Origin of the sequence: Peterkaempfera podocarpi (genome assembly GCF_042466665.1) — a bacterium.
In the GTDB taxonomy this organism is placed as follows: Bacteria; Actinomycetota; Actinomycetes; order Streptomycetales; family Streptomycetaceae; genus Peterkaempfera; species Peterkaempfera podocarpi.
In genome coordinates this window covers 353,074-370,812 of sequence record NZ_CP162102.1, presented here as the reverse complement: position 1 = coordinate 370,812, position 17,739 = coordinate 353,074, and the positions used below count along the sequence as shown (strand labels likewise).

Below are 17,739 nucleotides of genomic sequence, written 5' to 3'. Positions count from 1 at the left end.
ACTGCTCCGCCCGCCCCAGAGGGGCGGCGCCGCTCAGGCGGACCGCAGAGGTACCGCCCCGCCCCGCAGCCGGATCAGCAGGCCGGTCGGCGTCACCTCGACCGAGGTGGCCCGCATCCCCAGCGGATAGTCGCCCCGGCCCGGCGAACCGAGCCCATCGCCCAGGCCGCCGGGGTCGACCGCGCGGCCCAGCACGCTCAGCCCGGCCGTGGCGAAGGAGACCCGCCCGTCCCTGATCAGCGGACGCAGCGTCAGATGCGCCACCCCGCCCGCCCCCAGATCGACCGTGATCGTCCCCAGGCCCGGATCCGTGGCCACCGCCGTCACCGGCACCGAGGAGGCCTTCGCCCGGACGGCGTCACCGATGGAGGCGGCCGGCACGGAGACCTCGGCCCGGGAGCTGCCGACGGCCGCCCGGTCCCCGAAGCGGACGTCGTACAGCTGCGCATGGACATCGACCTGCTCCAGAGGGCCGACACCGGCGTGCCGGCTCTCGATGTCCACCCGGGGTATGCGGCGGTGGAGCAGGTCCCACAGCGCCGATCCGTCCTCGTCGACCGTCAGCCCGCCCCGGTTCAGCGCGGGTACGGCCCGGGCGACCCGCTCCCGGATCAGTAGCCGGGCGGTGTACTCGCCCCCGCCCGAGGCGGCGGCCACGGCCAGCACGACCGCGCCGGCCACCGTAGCTGCCCGGTGGCTGCGCAGTACGCCGCGCAGGCGGCGCCCGGCCGCGCTCACCGGCCGCCCGTCCCCGCGTGTCCGGGGGCGCCCGCGTCATGGACGGCACGGCTCTCCGGGACGGTCTTCACCACGTGCCCGCGGTCCGGTGCCGAGTCGGCATGCCCGGGCCCGGTCCCGTCGGCGGGACCCTCCGGGTCGAGATGCGGCAGCAGCCGGTCGAGCCAGGCCGGGAGCCACCAGTTGAACCGCCCGAAGAGATACATGGTCGCGGGGACGAGCAGCAGCCGGACGACCGTGGCATCGATGACCACGCTCACGCCCAGCCCCAGCGCGAGCATCTTGATGACCACACTGGCCGAGAGCAGAAAGGCGAGGAAGACGCTGGTCATGATGAGCGCGGCGCAGGTGATGACCCGGGCGGTGGCGGCGAGCCCGGTCGCCACCGCGAGGTGGTTGTCCCTGTGCTGCAGCCAGGTCTCGCGGATCCGTGAGAGCAGGAAGACCTCGTAGTCCATGGAGAGGCCGAAGACGATGGCGAACATCATCATCGGGACGTACGACTCGACGGGGACCTTCTCCGCCACCCCGAACAACGGGCCGCCCCAGCCCCACTGGAAGACCGCGACCACCACGCCGTAGGCGGCCGCGATGGAGAACAGGTTGAGCAGCGCCGCCTTCACCGCGATCAGCAGACTGCGGAAGACCGTCAGCAGCAGCAGGAACGCCGCGGCCACGACCAGTGCGATCACCAGCGGCAGCCCGGACTGCAGCCGGTCGGTGAAGGTCAGGGTGGAGGCGGTGGTCCCGGTGAGGTAGCCGGTGGCGCCGGTGCCCGCCAGCGCCTGCGGGAGAGTGGTGTCCCGGAGGGTGCCGAACAGTTCGGCGGTCGCCTTGTCCTGCGGGCCGTGGGCGGGGGTGACGGTCGCGGTGAGCAGCACATGGTCCGGGCTGGTCACCGGCGGGGTCACCGCGGCGACGCCGGGCACGGAGGCCAGCCGGCTCCGCAGGGTGGCGGCGAGCTGCTCCCGCCGGTCCTGGTCGCCGAGCAGACGGCCGTCGAGCTGCACCACCACCGTGAAGGGTCCGTTGGCGCCCGGCCCGAAGCCCTCCGTCACCAGGTCGTAGGCGCGCCGGTCGGTACTGCCGGTCGGCTGCGCACCGGCGTCGACATGGCCGAGCCGCATGGAGGCGACCGGTACGGCGAGCACACCGAGTACCAGCAGCCCCCCGACCAGGACCAGCCCGGGGCGCCTGCCGACCGCGGCGGCCCAGCGGTGCCAGAGGTCGGTGCGGCCGGTCGGTTCGGCGACCGGCCTGCGGATGCTCAGCCGGTCGATGTGCCGTCCGATCAACGCCAGCAGCGCCGGGGTGAGCGTCACTGAGGTGCCCGCACCGACGACGACGGTCAGAGCGGCGGCGGCTCCCAGCGCGCCGATGAAGGAGACGCCGCAGGCATACAGTCCGGCCAGGGAGAGGGTGACCGTGGCGGCCGCGACCAGGACGGCCCGGCCGCTGGTCGCCATGGTCCGCCCCACCGCCTCATGGGGGTCGAGCCCGCCGTGCAGCAGGGCGCGGAAGCGGGTGGTCAGGAAGAGCGCATAGTCGATCCCCACCCCCAGGCCCATCATGGCGGCCAGCGCTGGCGCGGCCTGGGCGAAGTCCACCCGGGCGGCGAGCAGGCCCAGTCCGCCGAGACCGACGGCGAGCCCGACGACCGCGGTCACCAGGGGCAGGCCGGTCGCGGCAACGCTGCCGAAGCCGATCAGCAGGACCAGGACGGCCACCCCGAGGCCGATCGCCTCCGAGGCGCTGTCGGCGGCCTTGGGCGCCGCCAGCTGCCCCAGCGGGTCCCCGTACTCGACCGTGACATGGTCGGCGCGCAGCGGTGCCACCGCCGCGTCCACCCGCTGGATGTAGGAGCGGTCGAAGGCAGCGGGGTTGCTGGTGAAGCGGACGGTGGCCATGCCGGTCCCGCCGTCACGGGAAAGACCCGCGGGGCTGTCCAGGGGATCGGTGACCGACAAAACGCCGGAGAGCCGCCGAAGGCCTGCCACCGCGCTCTCCACCGCGTCGCGGTGCAGGCTCAGGCCACCGCGGTCGGACCTGAGGACCACAGGTGCCGCCACCCCCGCCGCCGAGGGGCTGCCATGGGCCCTGAGCAGATCGCTGCCCGTCTGCGCCGCGGAGCCGGGCAGCGAGAAGCTGTCCGCGAAGGTGCCGCCCCAGTGGGCCCTGGCCAGACCGGTCGCTGCCAGCAGGACCAGCCAGACCGCCACCACCCGCCAGGCGCGGCGGGAGCACCACCGGCCGGTGCGGTACAGCAGTCCGGGCCGCTCAGTCGTTTCGGCGTTCATGGTCGGAAATGATCTGCCCTGCGGGTAAGGGCGGCATCAGGCCCGTGTTCGGGGAATGTACGGGCTGCGGTGCCCCGCGCCCCGCAGTGGCGGCCGCATGGTTAGCATCGGGCTGTTGCCGCAGGTGAAAGGGTCCTTGATGACCGCCTCCAGAGGTCTGGTGCTGATCGTCGAGGACGAGCGCTACATCGCCGACGTCCAGCGCCTGTACCTGACGCGTGAGGGCTTCGGCGTGCAGATCGAGACGGACGGGGAGGCCGGTCTGGCGTTCGTCCGCCGGATGCACCCCGTGGCCGTCGTCCTCGACATCGGACTGCCGGGAATGGACGGCATCGCCTTCTGCAGGGCGCTGCGCGACGCCGACGACTGGACGCCGATCGTGCTGGTGACCGCCCGGGGCGAGGAGGCGGACCGGATCCTCGGCCTCGAACTGGGCGCGGACGACTATCTGACGAAGCCGTTCTCCCCCCGCGAACTCGTCGCCCGGGTCAAGGCCGTGCTGCGCCGTGCCTCGGGGCCGCCCGGCGGCGCCGTCACCCGGGTGGGACGGCTCAGCATCGACACGGCCGCCCGTACGGTGCACAGCGACGGGGAGCCGGTGGAACTGACGGCCACCGAGTTCAACCTCCTCGCGCACCTGCTGCGCAACCCGGGCCGGGTGCTCACCCGTGAACAGCTGCTGGCCCAGGTCTGGGGGTACGCCAGCTATCGCGACACCCGCATGGTCGACGTCTTCGTCTCCCAACTGCGCGCCAAGCTCGGTGACGCCAGCCCCATCCGCACCGTACGCGGGGTCGGCTACAGCACCGCGGGCCCCTGCCCATGAGCCCCCAGCCGCGCCGCCGGCGGCCGCTCGTGGCCGTACTGGTGGCACTGACGACGCTGGTGGCCACCCTGGTCGTCGCACTGACCGGACTGGTCACCTGGCAGACCGCGGAACACGGCGCCGAGCAGCGGGAACGCGAGGCACTGGCGCGGCAGGCCACCGTGCTGTCCCGCCTTCCCGCACTGTCGCAGCAGATCTTCCACGGCGCTCAGGTGCTCGGCGGGCCCAACGGCGTCCAGATCGCGGTCATCGACGCGGACGGCTCCATGGCGGGCGGAGCCGCCCCGGCAGTCGACGTCGCCTCCAGGGCCCGGCTGCTCGCCGGGCAACCCGTCTCCACCAGCGGCATCCTCGCCGGACAGGAGGTGCTCCTCGTCGGGCACCCCGGCACCGGCGGCGGAGCGGTGGTGCTCACCGAGCCCCACACCGTCGTGGACGGCAACACCGACCAGGTCCGCCGCAGCGCACTGCTTCCCCTGCTGGCCGGCATGCTGGGGGCCGGCCTCGCCGGCGCCGTCCTGGCCCGCCGGATCACCCGGCCCCTGACCACGGCGGCCCGGGCCGCGCACCGGCTCGCCGACGGCGAGCGCGGGGTGGCCGCTGAGGTGAGCGGCCCCCGGGAGACCGCGGAGATCGCCCGCGCCCTCAACGTCCTGGACGCCGCACTCACCCGCAGCGAGAACCGCCAGCGCGACTTCCTGCTCTCCGTCTCCCACGACCTGCGCACCCCCCTCACCGCATTGCAGGGCTACGCCGAGGCGCTCGCCGACGGGTTGATCGAACCGGCGGACGTCCCCGCCGCGGGCCGCACACTGGCCGAGGAGACCAGCCGTCTGGACCGCTTCCTCGGCGACCTGCTGGCACTGGCCCGGCTGGAGGCGGACGACTTCCGCCTCGATGTCGCAGCCACCGACCTGGCCTCCGTGGTCCGCCGCGCGGCCGCGTTCTGGACCGGGCCGTGTGCCCGGGACGGTGTGGAGCTGCGGATCGAGGAACCGGGGCCCGGGGAACGGGCGCCGGTCGTCGACACCGACGCCTTCCGGGTGCGGCAACTCCTCGACGGCCTGGTGCAGAACGCCCTGCGGGTGACGCCCGAAGGGGGCCGGCTGGTGCTGTGCCTGCGGGCCGCGCCGTCCGGTCGCGCCGAGCTGGAGGTGCGTGACAGCGGGCCCGGCCTGACCGACGACGACGTCCGTGTCGCCTTCGACGCCGGTGCGCTGCACCAGCGCTACCGCGCCGTCCGTCCGTCCGGCAGCGGTCTCGGCCTCGCCATCGCCCAGCGCCTCACCGCCCGGCTCGGCGGCACCATCGGCGTCCGGGGCCACGGCCCCGAGGGCGGTGCGTGTTTCACGGTCACCCTGCCGCGCGGCCGCCCCGAGCCGCCCGGTCGGTACGCCACGGGGTAGCCGCCGGGGCCGGCCCACGACAACGGCACCCGCAGCCCGGGGGCAAGCCGGACCCGGGATGCCATCATGACGCCATGGTCATACTCTCGGCTGTCGCATCGTTCGCTGCCGTCGCAGGTCTGCTGACGATCATTCCCGGGCTCGACACGGCCCTGGTGCTGCGCAGCGCCGCCACCCGGGGGCGCGCACACGCCTTCGCCACCGCCCTGGGCATCAGCACCGGCGCACTGACCTGGGGCGCCGCCGCAGCGGGCGGGGCCACCGCGCTGCTGACGGTCTCGCAGGACGCCTACACCGCGCTGCGGATCGGGGGTGCGGGCTATCTGCTGTGGATGGGCGTCGGAATGCTGCGGGCCCTGCGCCGGGAGTCCGTCGCCCCGGAGGTGCGTGCCGAGCCGCGCGGGGTGCCCTTGTCCGGCTCGTACCGGCGGGGGCTCACCACCAATCTGCTCAACCCGAAGATCGGGGTCTTCTACACCGCGATGCTGCCGCAGTTCATCCCGGCGCACACCCCGCACCTCGCCATGGGGCTGCTGCTGGCCCTGGTCCACGATGCCGAGGGGATGGCCTGGTTCGCCTTCCTGATCCTCGGCACCGAACGGCTGGGGGCGCTGCTGCGGCGCCTGCGGCTGAAGCGGCGCACCGTACAGCGCGCCATGGACACGGTCACCGGAACGGTCCTGATCGGCTTCGGACTGGATCTGGCGCTCTCCGAGCACTGAGGCGAAACGCAGGTGCGGGTGCCGGGCCGGCTGATGTGCCGTCCGCCCTGGCGAGGCCGTCGCTGTGGTGCCGGAGCCTGAGGTCGGGCGGCCCGGCCGCCGCGGGGGCGCACCGTCCCGGGGACGGCGGCCTGACCGGCTGTCACCATGGTTCGTACACTGCGGCGACCAACCATGGGAGCACATCATGACCCTGCCCGCGCTCGTCGTCGTCAGCGGAGCCCCCGGCACCGGCAAGACCACCCTGGCCCATGCGGTCGCCCGTGAGCTGGGGTGCCCGGCGGTCATCCGGGACGAGATCAAGCAGGGCATGGTCCTGTCCACGCCGGGTCATCGCAGCGGGGCGGGCGATCCCCTGAACCTCCCGACCCTGGAGGCGTTCTTCGGCGTACTGACGACGCTGGTCCGGGCCCGGGTGACCGTCGTGGCGGAGGCCGCCTTCCAGGACCGGCTGTGGCGGCCGAACCTCGAACCGCTCATGGGCCTCGCGCGGATCCGCGTGATCCGCTGCACCGTCCCGGCCGCTGTCGCCCACACCCGGATCGTGCACCGCGTGCGGCACAGCGCCCACAGGTCCGCGCACGGCGATCGGGAGCTGCTGGCGGCAGTCGCCGCGGGAGAGCACTCCCTGGACTCCTTTGCGCCGATCTCCCTGGACGTCCCCACCCTGGTGGTGGACACCTCGGACGGCTACCGCCCGGGGATGTCCGACATCGCCGCCTTCGCGGGGGCGGCCGAGCCGAGCGGCGCCTGCTGACCGGCCCGGCGGCCGCGGGCTCCACGGGCGCCGCCTCGTCCTGCTGGTGATGGGCCGGTGGGGCCCGGCAGCGCATCGCGGGACGGCGCCGGAGGCGGGTTGCGGTCAGTCCGGGGGCCGCAGCTGCGGGCGGCCCGCGTCCTGGTCCGCGTCGCCGAGCGACAGGTGGGAGACGATGCGGTACCGGTCGCCGCGGTAGAGGGAGTGCACATACTCCACCGGGCGTCCGGTGCGGTCGGTGGTGAGCCGTTCGACGTGCAGGGCGGGGGAGAGGACCGGCACGGTCAGCAGCCGGGCCTCCTTCTCGCTGACCACGGTGGGCTCCATGGACTGCTCGGCCTCGTGCACCCGGACGCCGTGGACGTCGCGCAGCAGTTCATAGAAGTCGCCGGCCTCCATGTCGGCCGGTTTGAGCCCGGTGACCAGCGCCGCGGGCACATGGAGGTACTCGATGGCCATCGGCTCGCCGTCGACCAGCCGCAGCCGGGCGATGTAGACGACCTCGACGGCGGGGGAGATGCGCAGCTTGCGGCCGACGCGGGCGCCCGCCTGCACCACGCTGAACTCCAGGACCCGGCTGGACCAGTGGCCCGCGGCCCTGGGCAGGACGAAGCCGTGGTCCTCGGTGGCGGCCGCCAGCTCCTGGGTGATCTTGGCCGGGGCGACGAACATCCCCCGGCCGTGCTCGCGGACGATCAGACCGGTGGAGACGAGTTCGTCGACGGCGGAGCGCAGGGTGGGCCTGGAGACGCCGAGTTGGTCGCAGAGGGTGCGTTCGGAGGGGATCGGGTCGCCCGGGGTGCGTGCCTCGACGAGGTCGCGCAGATAGTCCCGTACCCGGGTGCGCTTGTATGCGGGTCCGGCGGTCTCCTCACCCATGTCCACCCTCCTCTGACGTGCGCTGGTGAACCATCCAGCAGTTGACCAGTCTGCACCACTGTCCCGGTGCGAAGCAAAGCACTCGCGAACTACTGCGTAACCAGGTGGTTTCGAGCCTTGACGGCCTGACTGCGCTCTGCCACCTTCTCTTACCAGTAGCAGGCCAGTTCGCAAGTGGTAAGTTTTCGGCCCCATCCCCAGAGGTGACCCGTCCGTGAGACCTCCCATGCCCTCCCGCGCCCTCGCCGTGATTGCGGCGCTCTCCCTCGCCGGGCTCGCCGCGTGCAGCTCCTCCTCGGGCAGCGCCAAGGGCGACGCCGGCTCGCCCACCGCACTGACCGTCTGGATCATGCGCGACAGCGTCTCCGACGGCATCCTCAAGCGCTTCAAGGCCGACTTCGAGGCCACGCACTCCGGCACCACCCTGAACATCCAGATCCAGGAGTGGGACGGCATCGGCCAGAAGATCATCAGCGCCCTGGCCAGCAAGGACGCCCCCGATGTCATCGAGGTGGGCAACACCCAGGTCGCACAGTACGCAGCCAGCGGGGGTGTGAAGGACCTCAGCGACAAGGTCACCGACCTCCAGGGCTCCGACTGGATCCCCGGCCTCGCCGAGCCGGGGAAGATCGACGGCAAGCAGTACGGCATCCCCTGGTACGCCGCCAACCGTGTCGTCATCTACAACAAGGACCTGTTCACCAAGGCGGGCATCACCACCCCGCCCAAGACCCGCGACGAGTGGCTCGCCGACACCGCCAAGCTCAACACCGGCGGCGACGACGGCATCTACCTGACCGGGCAGACCTGGTACGCCCTCGCGGGCTTCATCTGGGACGAGGGCGGCGACCTGGCCGTCAAGGGCGCCGACGGCAACTGGAAGGGCGCCCTCGACACCCCGCAGGCCCAGGCGGGCATGGAGTTCTACAAGAAGCTCCAGGCCCTCGGCAAGGGACCCAAGGACTCCGACGAGGCCAAGCCCCTCCAGGCCGAGGTCTTCGCCAAGGGCCACAGCGCCCAGATCATCTCCACCCCCGGCGGCAGCGCCGCCATCCTCCAGGCCAACCCCGCCCTCAAGGACAAGCTCGGTTTCTTCCCCATCCCCGGCAAGACCGCCGACAAGCCCGGCGCGGTCTTCACCGGCGGCTCCGACCTCGTCATCCCCGAGGCCTCCCAGCACCAGGACGCCGCCTACGAGGTGGTCAAGGCGCTGGCCGGCGAGAAGTGGCAGACCGAGATCGCCAAGGAGATGAGCTACGTCCCCAACCGGACGTCCCTGGCCGGAGTGCTCGCCGGGAACGAGGGAGCCGCCGCCATGGCCGCCGGCGCTGTCAACGGCCACGCCACCCCCAACTCGCCGAACTGGGCAGCGGTCGAGGCCAACAACCCGATCAAGCAGTACATGACGCAGGTCCTCACCGGCGCCGACCCGGCCGCCGCGGGGAAGACCGCCACCGACGCCATCACCAAGGCCCTCAACAGCACGTCCTGACAGGAGACCGACGCCGTGCCCACCGCCGCCCCGCCGGCCCCGCTGCGCCGGGTCTGGCCGTACCTCCTGGTCGCCCCCACCGTGGTGGGCGCGGCATACCTCCTGGTCTATCCGCTGGTCCGCAATATCGTGATGTCCTTCCAGCACTTCCGTCTCGGCGAACTGATCCGCGGCGGCGCCCAGTTCGTCGGCACGGCCAACTACACCGAGGTGCTGAACGACCCCGAGTTCTGGACGGTGGTGCGCCGTACCCTGCTGTGGACCGCCCTCAACACCGCGCTGATCATCGTGATCGGCACCCTGGTCGCGCTGATGCTCGCCCGGCTCGGCCGGCGCCTGCGGCTCGCCGTGATGAGCTCCCTGGTCCTGGCCTGGGCCACCCCGGTGATCGCCGCCACCACCATCTACCAGTGGCTGTTCCAGTCCCGCTTCGGAGTGGTCAACTGGATACTTGACCAGTTGGGGCTGCACGGCTACAAGGACTACGCCTGGTTCGCGCACAGCAACGCGACCTTCGCCATCCTGGTGCTGCTGATCGTCTGGCAGTCCGTCCCGTTCGCCGCGCTCACCCTCTACGGCGGGCTCACCACCATCCCGGGCGAGCTCTACGAATCCGCCGTGATCGACGGGGCCGGCCCCTGGAAGACCTTCCGCCTCATCACCTTCCCCACCCTGCGGCCGCTGTTCGCCCTGGTCACCTCATTGGAGGTGATCTGGACGTTCAAGTGCTTCGCCCAGATCTGGGTGGTCAGCCAGGGCGGCCCCGACGGCGCCACCACCACGCTGCCCGTCTACGCCTTCCAGATCGCCCAGTCCCTCCACAAGTACGACCTCGGTTCGGCGGTCTCCACGCTCACCGTCCTGATCCTGCTCGCCGCCCTGGTGTTCAACCTGCGCCGGATGTTCCGCCAGGAAGGGGAGACGTCGTGACCGACCTCGGCACCCGGCCCGTGCCCACCGCGCACCCGGCCCCCGCACCCCGCCCCGGGCACCTGGCCCGCTCCGTCCGCCCCCGGGCAGCGCGCCGTGCCCTGCGGCGACTGCCGCTCAACCTGGCGGCGCTCGCCGTCCTCGCCACCTCGGCCTTCCCCGTCTACTGGATGGTGCTCACCGCCTTCAAACCGACCTCCGAGATCCAGGCCGACACCCCCACCTTCCTGCCGCTCCACCCCACCCTGGAGCACTTCCGCACCGCCGTCGACGCCCAGGGGTTCGGGACCTTCTGGCGCAACAGCCTTGCGGTGACGCTGGGCTCGGTGCTGCTCGCCCTCCTCGTCGGGCTGCTGGCCGCCTTCGCCGTGGGACGGATGCGCTGGCGCGGCCGGCGCGCCTTCATCCTGCTGGTCTTCACCGCTCAGATGGCGCCCTGGGAGGCGCTGCTCATCCCGATGTACGTGATCGCCCGCGACACGGACATGCTCGACAGCCTCACCATGCTCACCCTGGTCTACTTCATGACCACGCTGCCCTTCACCATCGTGACCCTCCGCGGCTTCCTGGCCTCCGTCCCCGCCGAACTGGAGGAGGCCGCCCTGGTCGACGGCTGCACCCGGCCCCAGGCCTTCCGCCGCGTCACCCTCCCGCTGCTCGCGCCCGGGCTGCTCGCCACCTCCCTGTTCGGCTTCATCACCGCCTGGAACGAGTTCGCCTTCGCCAACACCCTCATCATCAAGAACCAGGACGCGCGAACCCTGCCCGTGTGGCTCTCCTCCTTCGCCAATGTCTTCGGCACCGACTGGGGCGCCACCATGGCCGCCGCCTCCCTGTTCATGCTCCCCGTCCTCCTGGTCTTCCTCGCCCTGCAGAAGAACGTCACCACCGGAATGACCGCCGGAGCCGTCAAGGGCTGACCGGGCCCGCCCCACCTCCCGGAGAGACCGAACCTGTGATCATTCCGACCCCCGTCCGGCTCGCCCTCGGCACCGGCCGCCATGTCCTCGACCCGCACACCACCGTCCGGGCCGACCCCGCCGCCCGCCCCGCCGCCCGCCTGCTGCGCACCCTGCTCGCCCCGGCGACCGGCCTGCCGCTCGCCCCGGCCGCAGACGGTGCCGTCCAGCTGGAGATCGACGGGACCGCCGCAGCGGAGACCGGTACGGAGGGTTACCGGCTCACCATTACCCCGGACACCGTCCGCCTCACCGCCGCCCGGCCCGCCGGACTCCTCAACGGCGTCCAGGCCCTGCGCCAGCTCCTCCCCGAGGCGCTCGCCGACGGCCCCGTCACCGGCACCGCCTGGACGCTGCCCTGCGTGGAGATCAGCGACCACCCCCACTACTCCTGGCGCGGACTGATGGTCGACGTCGCCCGGCACTTCCAGCCCGTCGCGCAACTGCGGCGCACCGTCGACCGCATGGCACTGCACCGGCTCAACGTCCTGCATCTGCATCTGACGGACGACCAGGGCTGGCGGATGCCCGTGGATGCCTACCCGCTGCTCACCGAGGTCGGCTCGGTCCGCAGCCGCTCCATGGTGGGACACGCGGGCTCCGGCCGGTACGACGACCGGCCGCACTCCGGCGCCTACACCAAGGACGAACTGCGCGCGCTGGTGGAGTACGCGGCCGAGCGTGGTGTCACCGTCGTTCCCGAGATCGAGATGCCCGGCCATGCCCGCGCGGCCCTCGCCGCCTACCCGCACCTGGGCAACCGGCCGGAGCGCCGCCTGGAGGTGTGGACCCAGTGGGGGGTCTGCCCCGATGTGCTCGGCGTCCATGAGGCGGTCCTCGACTTCTGCCGCACCGTGCTGGACGAGGTGATGGAGGTCTTCCCCTCCCGGTACATCCACCTCGGCGGCGACGAGTGCCCCACCGAGGACTGGGAGACCAGCCCGGCCGCCCTCGCCCGCACCGCCGAACTGGGCCTGCCCGCGCCCAAGGCGCTGCACGGCTGGTTTCTGCGCCAGGTCGGCGGGCACCTGCTCGCCGCCGGCCGCAGGCCGGTCGTCTGGGCCGAGGACAACGCCTCCAGCCTGCCGACCGAGTTCACCGTGATGCCCTGGCGCGACGGCGACCACGGCCGGGCCGCCGCCCGCCGGGGCCACGACGTGGTGATGACCCCGCACCGCGCCACCTATCTCGACTACCCGCAGTCGCACCGGCCCGACGAACCACTGGGCCAGGCCGGCGTGGTGGTGGACCTGCGCACCGTCCATGACCACCAACCCGGCCCGGCCCACTGGACGGAGGACGAGCGCGCCCATGTGCTGGGGACCCAGGCCCAGTTGTGGAGCGAGTACATCACCACCCCCGACCACTTCGACTACCTGGCCTATCCGCGGCTGTGCGCGCTCGCGGACCGCGCCTGGAACCCGGGCAGCGACTGGACCTGCGACTTTCTGCCCACGCTGCGCCACCACGCCGCCCGACTGGCGGCGCTGGGGATCAACCGCACCGGCCTGCTGTGAGCCCGCACGCCGCAGCAGGAGTCCCGTACCGCCTCACAGGAAAGGGATCACCGTGTCAGGAACCCCCCGCACCTCGCGCGGTCTGCTCACCGCGCTGGCCGTCTGCACCGCCGCCGGCATCACCGGCGCCGCACTGATCGCGACCCCCGCCTCCGCAGCGGCCGACAACCTGAGCGTGCAGTACCGCACCAGCGCCAGCGGTGCCACCGCCGACCAGTCAGAGCCCTGGTTGGAGATCTCCAACTCCGGTTCCACCACCGTGCCGCTCTCCGACCTGACGCTGCGCTACTACTTCAAGTCCGACGGGCCGTCGGTCTCCTACCGCTTCGCCTGCTCCTGGGCGGTCAAGGGCTGCGCCAACATCACCGGCACCATCGGCACCCTCGCCAACCCCACCGCCACCGCCGACCGCTATCTGGAGATCGGCTTCACCTCCGGCGCCGGCTCGCTCGCCCCGGGCCAGAACACCGGCGACATGCAGCTGCGCTTCTACCGCGCGGACTGGCAGACCCTCACCCAGTCCGACGACTACTCCTTCGGCGCCGCCCAGACCTCCTATGCCGACTGGAACAAGGTCACCCTGCAGCGCGCCGGAGCCCTGGTCTGGGGCACCGCGCCGGCCGGCAACGACCCCACCACGCCGCCCACCGACCCGCCGACCACGCCGCCGACCACCCCGCCCTCCGATCCCAACGCGCCGGCGCTCTTCGACGACTTCAGCTACACCACCAGCAGCGACCCGGCGGTGCGCCAGCACGGCTGGACGGTCAAGTCCGGCCAGGGCGGACCCGGCGTCGCCGGTGCCACCTGGTCGCCGGCCGATGTGACCTTCAGCAGCTCGATCATGAACCTGAGGCTCACCACCGACGGCACCGCAGCCGGCACCCGTGAGACCGAACTCCAGACCACCGCCCAGAAGTTCAAGTTCGGCACCTATGCGGCGCGGGTCAAGTTCGACGACACCCCGACCGGCGGCCCCGACGGGGACCACGTCAACCAGACGTTCTTCAACTTCACCCCGCTCAACGCACCCATGGACCCCAACTACGGCGAGCAGGACTTCGAGTACCTGCCCAACGGCGGATGGGGCGAGCCCAGCAGCATCATGTACGCCACCTCCTGGGAGACCTACAACCCGGACCCGTGGAACGCCGTCAACACCCACACCGAGAGCCGCGCCTCCTACGACGGCTGGCACGACCTCCAGATCACCATCGACAGCACGGCCATCACCTACTACATCGACGGCCAGGTCTTCGCCAGCCATGGCGAGCCCTACCTGCCCGAGACTCCGCAGTTCATCGACTTCAACCACTGGCTGATCGACTTCGGCGGACAGAGCAGCAGCACCCCCCGCTCCTACGACGAGCAGGTCGACTACGTGTACTTCGTCAAGGACCAGGTACTCACCCCCGCCCAGGTGTCGGCCAAGGTCGCCGGCTACCGCACGGCCGGAACCGCCTTCACCGACACCGTGCCCGGCAGCTGACACCCGCAGTCGCCGGTCGGCGCGGCCCCGGCGGCGCCCCGCTCCCCGTCGCCGCGCCGACCGGCGCCGAACCGGCCCCGCCCCGGACGCAACCGCCCGGGGCGGGGCCGGTGGCCAACGCCCGCTCGGGGGCAGGTATCGGCCGGGCCCGGACATGTGTCCGCAGCAGGCCCCAACCGGTAGTGGGGCGGCCCCGGCGGCTCAGCCCGCAACGGGCAGGACGGGTACGCAGATCCCCGGGCAGACAGCCGGTTTCAGGCACCCCTGCGGCCGGGCCCGACGCCTGCCCGGCCGGGCCCGTCGAACGCCGCCACCCGCAGAAACTGACGGGTCGTCCGCCTCGCCTGTGCGCCCGCCCGGCAGCCGCACCGCCTCCTGAGCGCTCCGGGGTGCCGTTTGCCTCCCGAAGGGCGCCGACGGCCGCAGCTCAGCCGGAAACACGCAGGTCAGACGTCATTTCAAGGCCTTCAGGTGGCGTCGGTGCCACCCTCGGCACAGACTGGAGGGCAGAGGATCGGCCGCCGTTCGGGTGAACGCGGAACAGGTCCGCATCACCAGGCAGGCAGGACACCACGAGACCACGCCATGGAGGTGCTGATGAAGCGCAAGCTCGCCTCCCGCCGGGCCAGGACCTCGCTCGGTTGTCCCCGCGGCGGCGTGGTCCGCCAACGGCACCGTCACCGTGGCGGTCAGCGGCCCCTCGGGCCCACGATGCCGGAACCTGACGGACTGCCACTGCTGTGCGGTGCGTGAGCCGGCCTCCGACTTCCGGGCCACCTCCATGTCGTCGGCCGACGACACCGGCGACCCCTCTCGCTGTACACGGGTGGTGCACGGCGCTGCGCCTCCCTGTCCAACCCTCATCGGCCGTACCTTCGATCCGTTCGGGCTCGGCCGAGTCCCAGGGCAGACGCCCATGAAGAACATGAAGGACCCCGGCCGGCGCCACCGGCTCTGATCCGGTGTCGGCGATCGGCCGGTCTGCCGCGGCAGCCCGTGGCGTGGAGGCGGGCGGATCCAACCCGGGCGGGTGGAGTCCCGCGGTACTGCTCCTGGCGGAGAAGGCTGTTCTGTGGTCGGCAGCCCATCCGCCAGGAGTCCCGTCGTTCCGTCGACGGCGCCTCCGCCTTCCTCGCGAGCAGGACAGGACATCGTCGTCGGCCGCTCGGACGGGTGCTGCCGCCGCTCCCGACGCGGCGCCCGGGGTGGCTGCGGCGGCGGGGGAGTGAGCCGGTGGGGAAGGGCTGGCCGCCGCTGCTGTCGTCACGTCACCGTCCTTGAAAAGGGACCGAGTCGGAGCAGCAGCTCTGCCGCAACCCGGTCGGCCAGGGCAGGTCTCCCGAGGGGCCCACTTCCCACGGCCGTGTCCGCTGCGCCTGCGGACGGACCGCGCCCGTACTGCTTTCCGTATGCAGCCCGCGGCCGAGTTGCGGCCCGCCATGGGCTACGTACGGTGGAAGCCAGCGGCAGCCGCCGAGGCAGGGCCTCGGCCGCCCGTCCTTCCGGCCGCAACATTCCCAGCCCTCGGCCGACGCCGAGGGGGACAGGGAGACCGGCATGAACCCGACGAAGACCGCAACCCTTGCCGCCGTCCTTGCCACCGCTGCAGGCATCGCCCTGGCGACCCCCGCGCAGGCAAGCGGCGTCCACCCCAAGGCTCCCGCAGGATGCGCTGCGGACCTTCTGTGTGCCTATGCCGGCGCCGGCTACACCGGCGCGGTCTCCACGTTTGCCTTCCACCACAGCGCGACCCGCTCGGAGCCCGGGGTCGCCGGCGCCAAGTCCCTGTACAACAACGTCCCCCTGAGCGTGGACGAAGAGGGCCGGGCGGGCGGCTGGTGCTGGAAGATCTACAACGGGGACGACTTCACCGGCCAGAGCATGGTGATCAAGCCGAACACGGGCGTCACCGCCGTTCCCGAGTCGTTCGGTGAGATCAAGTCCGACCACACGGAGTGGTGCGCCGGGTAGCGCTGACCGCCCCGGTATCGACCAGGGGCCGATCCCAGCCGCCCTGCCCCCGTGCAGCGGCACGGCAGACCACACATCCTCCCGAGGCGACCGCCGGTCCGGCATGCACCAGGGCGCCGATCCGCCCAGCCGGCAGCGGCGGTCGCCGACGAGCAAGGAGCCACCATGCGTATCAGGCACGCGATCCTGGCCGCCGCCTTCGTCGCAACGAGCATCGCCGTCCCTTCGGCGGCACACGCCCAGTCCGGCAGCGCTGCGGCGCCTGACTGCCCGTCCGGCTGGCTGTGCGGCTGGACCGATGCCGACTTCGGCGGCGTGGGGAGTTTTGTGTCGTCGGACATGGCGGCATATCCCGAGACCACCGCCTATGTCGGCTTCAACGACGGCCGCTCGGTGTGGAACAACTCCGCTACCCGGACGTCGGGCGGCAAGCTCTGGGGACGCTGCGCCATCGTCTACAGCGCCGTCAACTACCAGGGCAGCAGCCTCACCATCATGCCGGGCAAGGGCATCGCCAGCCTCCCGGCCTCATTCGGCCATGTCCGGTCGAACCGCTTCCAGGAGTGCGTGGTCTCCTGAGCACGCAACCGGAGGACCCCGCGGGTGCGAAAGCCCTCTGGTCGCGAAGCTGCCCAGCCGGGCGCACCATGCGACCGACCCGAAGGCCGGCATCCCCCGCGGATGCCGCTCCGAGGGCCGGCACCCGCGGGGCGATCCTGTGCGGTGAACGGAGAGCAGTGAACCTCCGACCGCCGCCTCACGGCCCGTCGACCGCGTCGGCGGGCCGCCGGGCGACAAAGACCCACTCCTTGCCCGGGCGGTCGGGGGCGTCCCGCACCTCCCGCAGGGCGTATCCCTCCGCGGCCAGATCGGCTTCCACCTCCTGCCGCTCACGGAATCTCAGGGTCGAGTCCGACGTCAGCACCTGCCCGTCCGCGGCGAACACATACGTCCCGCGGAATGTCACCAACGGTCCGGCGACCTCGAGCAGTTCGCCCCAGCTCTCGACCGTCCCGACGCCCGGGATCCGTGTGACACGGTGGGTGGCTTCGCGGTTCCAGGTCTCCCAGGCGCGCTTCGACGGATCGCGGGTCTCGAACACCAGGTGCCCGCCCGGCCGCAGTGCCCGGTAGGCACCTTTGAGCACGGCCCGCCATGCCTCCGGGGCGACGACGGCCTGGGCGACGTTGGCCGTCATGGTGGCGAGGTCGACCTGCAGCGGCGGGAGCGCCGTCACATCACCGCAGATCCAGCGGACCCGCTCGCTGCCCGGCTTGGCCCGGGCCACATCGATGGAGGCCGCGGCGGGGTCGACGCCGATGACCTCGATCCCGCGTTCGGCCAGCAGCAGTGCGAACACGCCTGTGCCGCAGCCGATGTCCAGCACCCGCCGTGCACCGCAATCCGCTGCGACCTGCAGATAGGCGTCCAGATCGCTGCGGTCGGGGTCGAGCGGGTCGTAGATCGCGGCCAGCCGGGGGTTGCTGAAGATCGGATCTGCCATGGGGCGACGCTACAACGGAGGGGCGTCTCACGGTCCGGATGTCGTCGGCCCGGCCGCTTCGGCAGCCGTCGCCCTGTGCGCACGGCGGGCCAGGTCGGAGCCCGGTGGCGGATCTGCCGTCTTCCTTGAGGATCTCAAAAGCAAACCAACAGATTCGGACGTCTGAACTGGGCTTGAAAGAAATGAAAGCAACAAATATTGACGCAATCGACCAGTGCGCGTAGCTTCCGAATGGGCGGTCGAGCAGCGTCA

The 17,739-nt window shown here is 72.0% G+C and carries 15 protein-coding genes; 11 read left to right on the top strand and 4 right to left on the bottom strand.

Annotated elements, in window-relative coordinates; all coding sequences use genetic code 11:
* Positions 1-33 precede the first annotated feature (33 nt).
* Both AB0761_RS01655 and AB0761_RS01650 read right to left on the bottom strand, forming a co-directional pair.
* On the bottom strand, positions 34-738 hold the full coding sequence (locus AB0761_RS01655; protein ID WP_377267019.1) for an LmeA family phospholipid-binding protein: 705 nt from the start codon (positions 736-738) through the stop codon (positions 34-36).
* Positions 735-3,035, bottom strand: a complete 2,301-nt coding sequence (locus tag AB0761_RS01650; RefSeq protein ID WP_377267018.1) for an MMPL family transporter — start codon at positions 3,033-3,035, stop codon at positions 735-737. The genes AB0761_RS01655 and AB0761_RS01650 overlap by 4 nt, the downstream gene beginning before the upstream one ends.
* Before the next feature lie 139 nt (positions 3,036-3,174).
* On the opposite strand from AB0761_RS01650, the gene AB0761_RS01645 reads away from it, so the two are divergent.
* The 4 genes from AB0761_RS01645 to AB0761_RS01630 all read left to right on the top strand — a co-directional run bounded on the left by AB0761_RS01645 (position 3,175) and on the right by AB0761_RS01630 (position 6,746).
* Positions 3,175-3,861: a response regulator transcription factor gene (locus tag AB0761_RS01645; RefSeq protein ID WP_377267017.1), complete on the top strand. Its 687-nt coding sequence runs from the start codon at positions 3,175-3,177 to the stop codon at positions 3,859-3,861.
* The gene (locus AB0761_RS01640) at positions 3,858-5,267 is read left to right on the top strand and encodes an ATP-binding protein (protein WP_377267016.1); all 1,410 of its coding nucleotides are present in this window, start codon (positions 3,858-3,860) and stop codon (positions 5,265-5,267) included. Before AB0761_RS01645 ends, AB0761_RS01640 begins: the two co-directional genes overlap by 4 nt.
* A 74-nt stretch (positions 5,268-5,341) precedes the next feature.
* The gene (locus tag AB0761_RS01635) at positions 5,342-5,989 is read left to right on the top strand and encodes a LysE family translocator (protein WP_377267015.1); all 648 of its coding nucleotides are present in this window, start codon (positions 5,342-5,344) and stop codon (positions 5,987-5,989) included.
* A gap of 187 nt (positions 5,990-6,176) precedes the next feature.
* On the top strand, positions 6,177-6,746 hold the full coding sequence (locus AB0761_RS01630) for an AAA family ATPase (RefSeq protein ID WP_377267014.1): 570 nt from the start codon (positions 6,177-6,179) through the stop codon (positions 6,744-6,746).
* A gap of 105 nt (positions 6,747-6,851) precedes the next feature.
* Here AB0761_RS01630 and AB0761_RS01625 read toward each other — a convergent pair whose 3' ends face one another.
* A complete protein-coding gene (locus AB0761_RS01625) occupies positions 6,852-7,625 on the bottom strand; it encodes a GntR family transcriptional regulator (RefSeq protein ID WP_377267013.1) in 774 nt (257 codons plus the stop codon).
* A gap of 226 nt (positions 7,626-7,851) precedes the next feature.
* On the opposite strand from AB0761_RS01625, the gene AB0761_RS01620 reads away from it, so the two are divergent.
* The 7 genes from AB0761_RS01620 to AB0761_RS01590 all read left to right on the top strand — a co-directional run bounded on the left by AB0761_RS01620 (position 7,852) and on the right by AB0761_RS01590 (position 16,562).
* Positions 7,852-9,117 carry an extracellular solute-binding protein gene (locus tag AB0761_RS01620; protein ID WP_377273908.1) on the top strand — a complete coding sequence of 422 codons (1,266 nt, stop codon included), beginning with the start codon at positions 7,852-7,854 and terminating at the stop codon, positions 9,115-9,117.
* 15 nt (positions 9,118-9,132) lie between these two features.
* On the top strand, positions 9,133-10,047 hold the full coding sequence (locus tag AB0761_RS01615) for a carbohydrate ABC transporter permease (RefSeq protein WP_377267012.1): 915 nt from the start codon (positions 9,133-9,135) through the stop codon (positions 10,045-10,047).
* 62 nt (positions 10,048-10,109) lie between these two features.
* The gene (locus AB0761_RS01610) at positions 10,110-10,967 is read left to right on the top strand and encodes a carbohydrate ABC transporter permease (RefSeq protein ID WP_377273907.1); all 858 of its coding nucleotides are present in this window, start codon (positions 10,110-10,112) and stop codon (positions 10,965-10,967) included.
* A gap of 35 nt (positions 10,968-11,002) precedes the next feature.
* Positions 11,003-12,523 (top strand): beta-N-acetylhexosaminidase, encoded by a 1,521-nt coding sequence (locus AB0761_RS01605; protein ID WP_377267011.1) that lies wholly within the window; start codon positions 11,003-11,005, stop codon positions 12,521-12,523.
* A 52-nt stretch (positions 12,524-12,575) separates the two neighbouring features.
* Positions 12,576-14,012, top strand: a complete 1,437-nt coding sequence (locus AB0761_RS01600; RefSeq protein WP_377267010.1) for a cellulose binding domain-containing protein — start codon at positions 12,576-12,578, stop codon at positions 14,010-14,012.
* Positions 14,013-15,569: 1,557 nt separating this feature from the next.
* Positions 15,570-15,983, top strand: coding sequence for a peptidase inhibitor family I36 protein (locus AB0761_RS01595; protein WP_377267009.1), 414 nt, complete (start codon positions 15,570-15,572; stop codon positions 15,981-15,983).
* Between the two features lie 165 nt (positions 15,984-16,148).
* Positions 16,149-16,562: a peptidase inhibitor family I36 protein gene (locus AB0761_RS01590; protein ID WP_377267008.1), complete on the top strand. Its 414-nt coding sequence runs from the start codon at positions 16,149-16,151 to the stop codon at positions 16,560-16,562.
* Positions 16,563-16,740: 178 nt separating this feature from the next.
* Here AB0761_RS01590 and AB0761_RS01585 read toward each other — a convergent pair whose 3' ends face one another.
* Positions 16,741-17,487 (bottom strand): class I SAM-dependent methyltransferase, encoded by a 747-nt coding sequence (locus tag AB0761_RS01585; RefSeq protein WP_377267007.1) that lies wholly within the window; start codon positions 17,485-17,487, stop codon positions 16,741-16,743.
* Positions 17,488-17,739 lie beyond the last annotated feature (252 nt).

Excerpts from the sequence above, each read along its gene's own strand:
- AB0761_RS01625 (WP_377267013.1), bottom strand. The coding sequence starts at position 7,625 with ATGGGTGAGGAGACCGCCGGACCCGCATACAAGCGCACCCGGGTACGG.
- AB0761_RS01595 (WP_377267009.1), top strand. The coding sequence starts at position 15,570 with ATGAACCCGACGAAGACCGCAACCCTTGCCGCCGTCCTTGCCACCGCT.
- AB0761_RS01590 (WP_377267008.1), top strand. The coding sequence starts at position 16,149 with ATGCGTATCAGGCACGCGATCCTGGCCGCCGCCTTCGTCGCAACGAGC.
- AB0761_RS01635 (WP_377267015.1), top strand. The coding sequence starts at position 5,342 with ATGGTCATACTCTCGGCTGTCGCATCGTTCGCTGCCGTCGCAGGTCTG.
- AB0761_RS01630 (WP_377267014.1), top strand. The coding sequence starts at position 6,177 with ATGACCCTGCCCGCGCTCGTCGTCGTCAGCGGAGCCCCCGGCACCGGC.
- AB0761_RS01620 (WP_377273908.1), top strand. The coding sequence starts at position 7,852 with ATGCCCTCCCGCGCCCTCGCCGTGATTGCGGCGCTCTCCCTCGCCGGG.
- AB0761_RS01640 (WP_377267016.1), top strand. The coding sequence starts at position 3,858 with ATGAGCCCCCAGCCGCGCCGCCGGCGGCCGCTCGTGGCCGTACTGGTG.
- AB0761_RS01585 (WP_377267007.1), bottom strand. The coding sequence starts at position 17,487 with ATGGCAGATCCGATCTTCAGCAACCCCCGGCTGGCCGCGATCTACGAC.
- AB0761_RS01650 (WP_377267018.1), bottom strand. The coding sequence starts at position 3,035 with ATGAACGCCGAAACGACTGAGCGGCCCGGACTGCTGTACCGCACCGGC.
- AB0761_RS01645 (WP_377267017.1), top strand. The coding sequence starts at position 3,175 with ATGACCGCCTCCAGAGGTCTGGTGCTGATCGTCGAGGACGAGCGCTAC.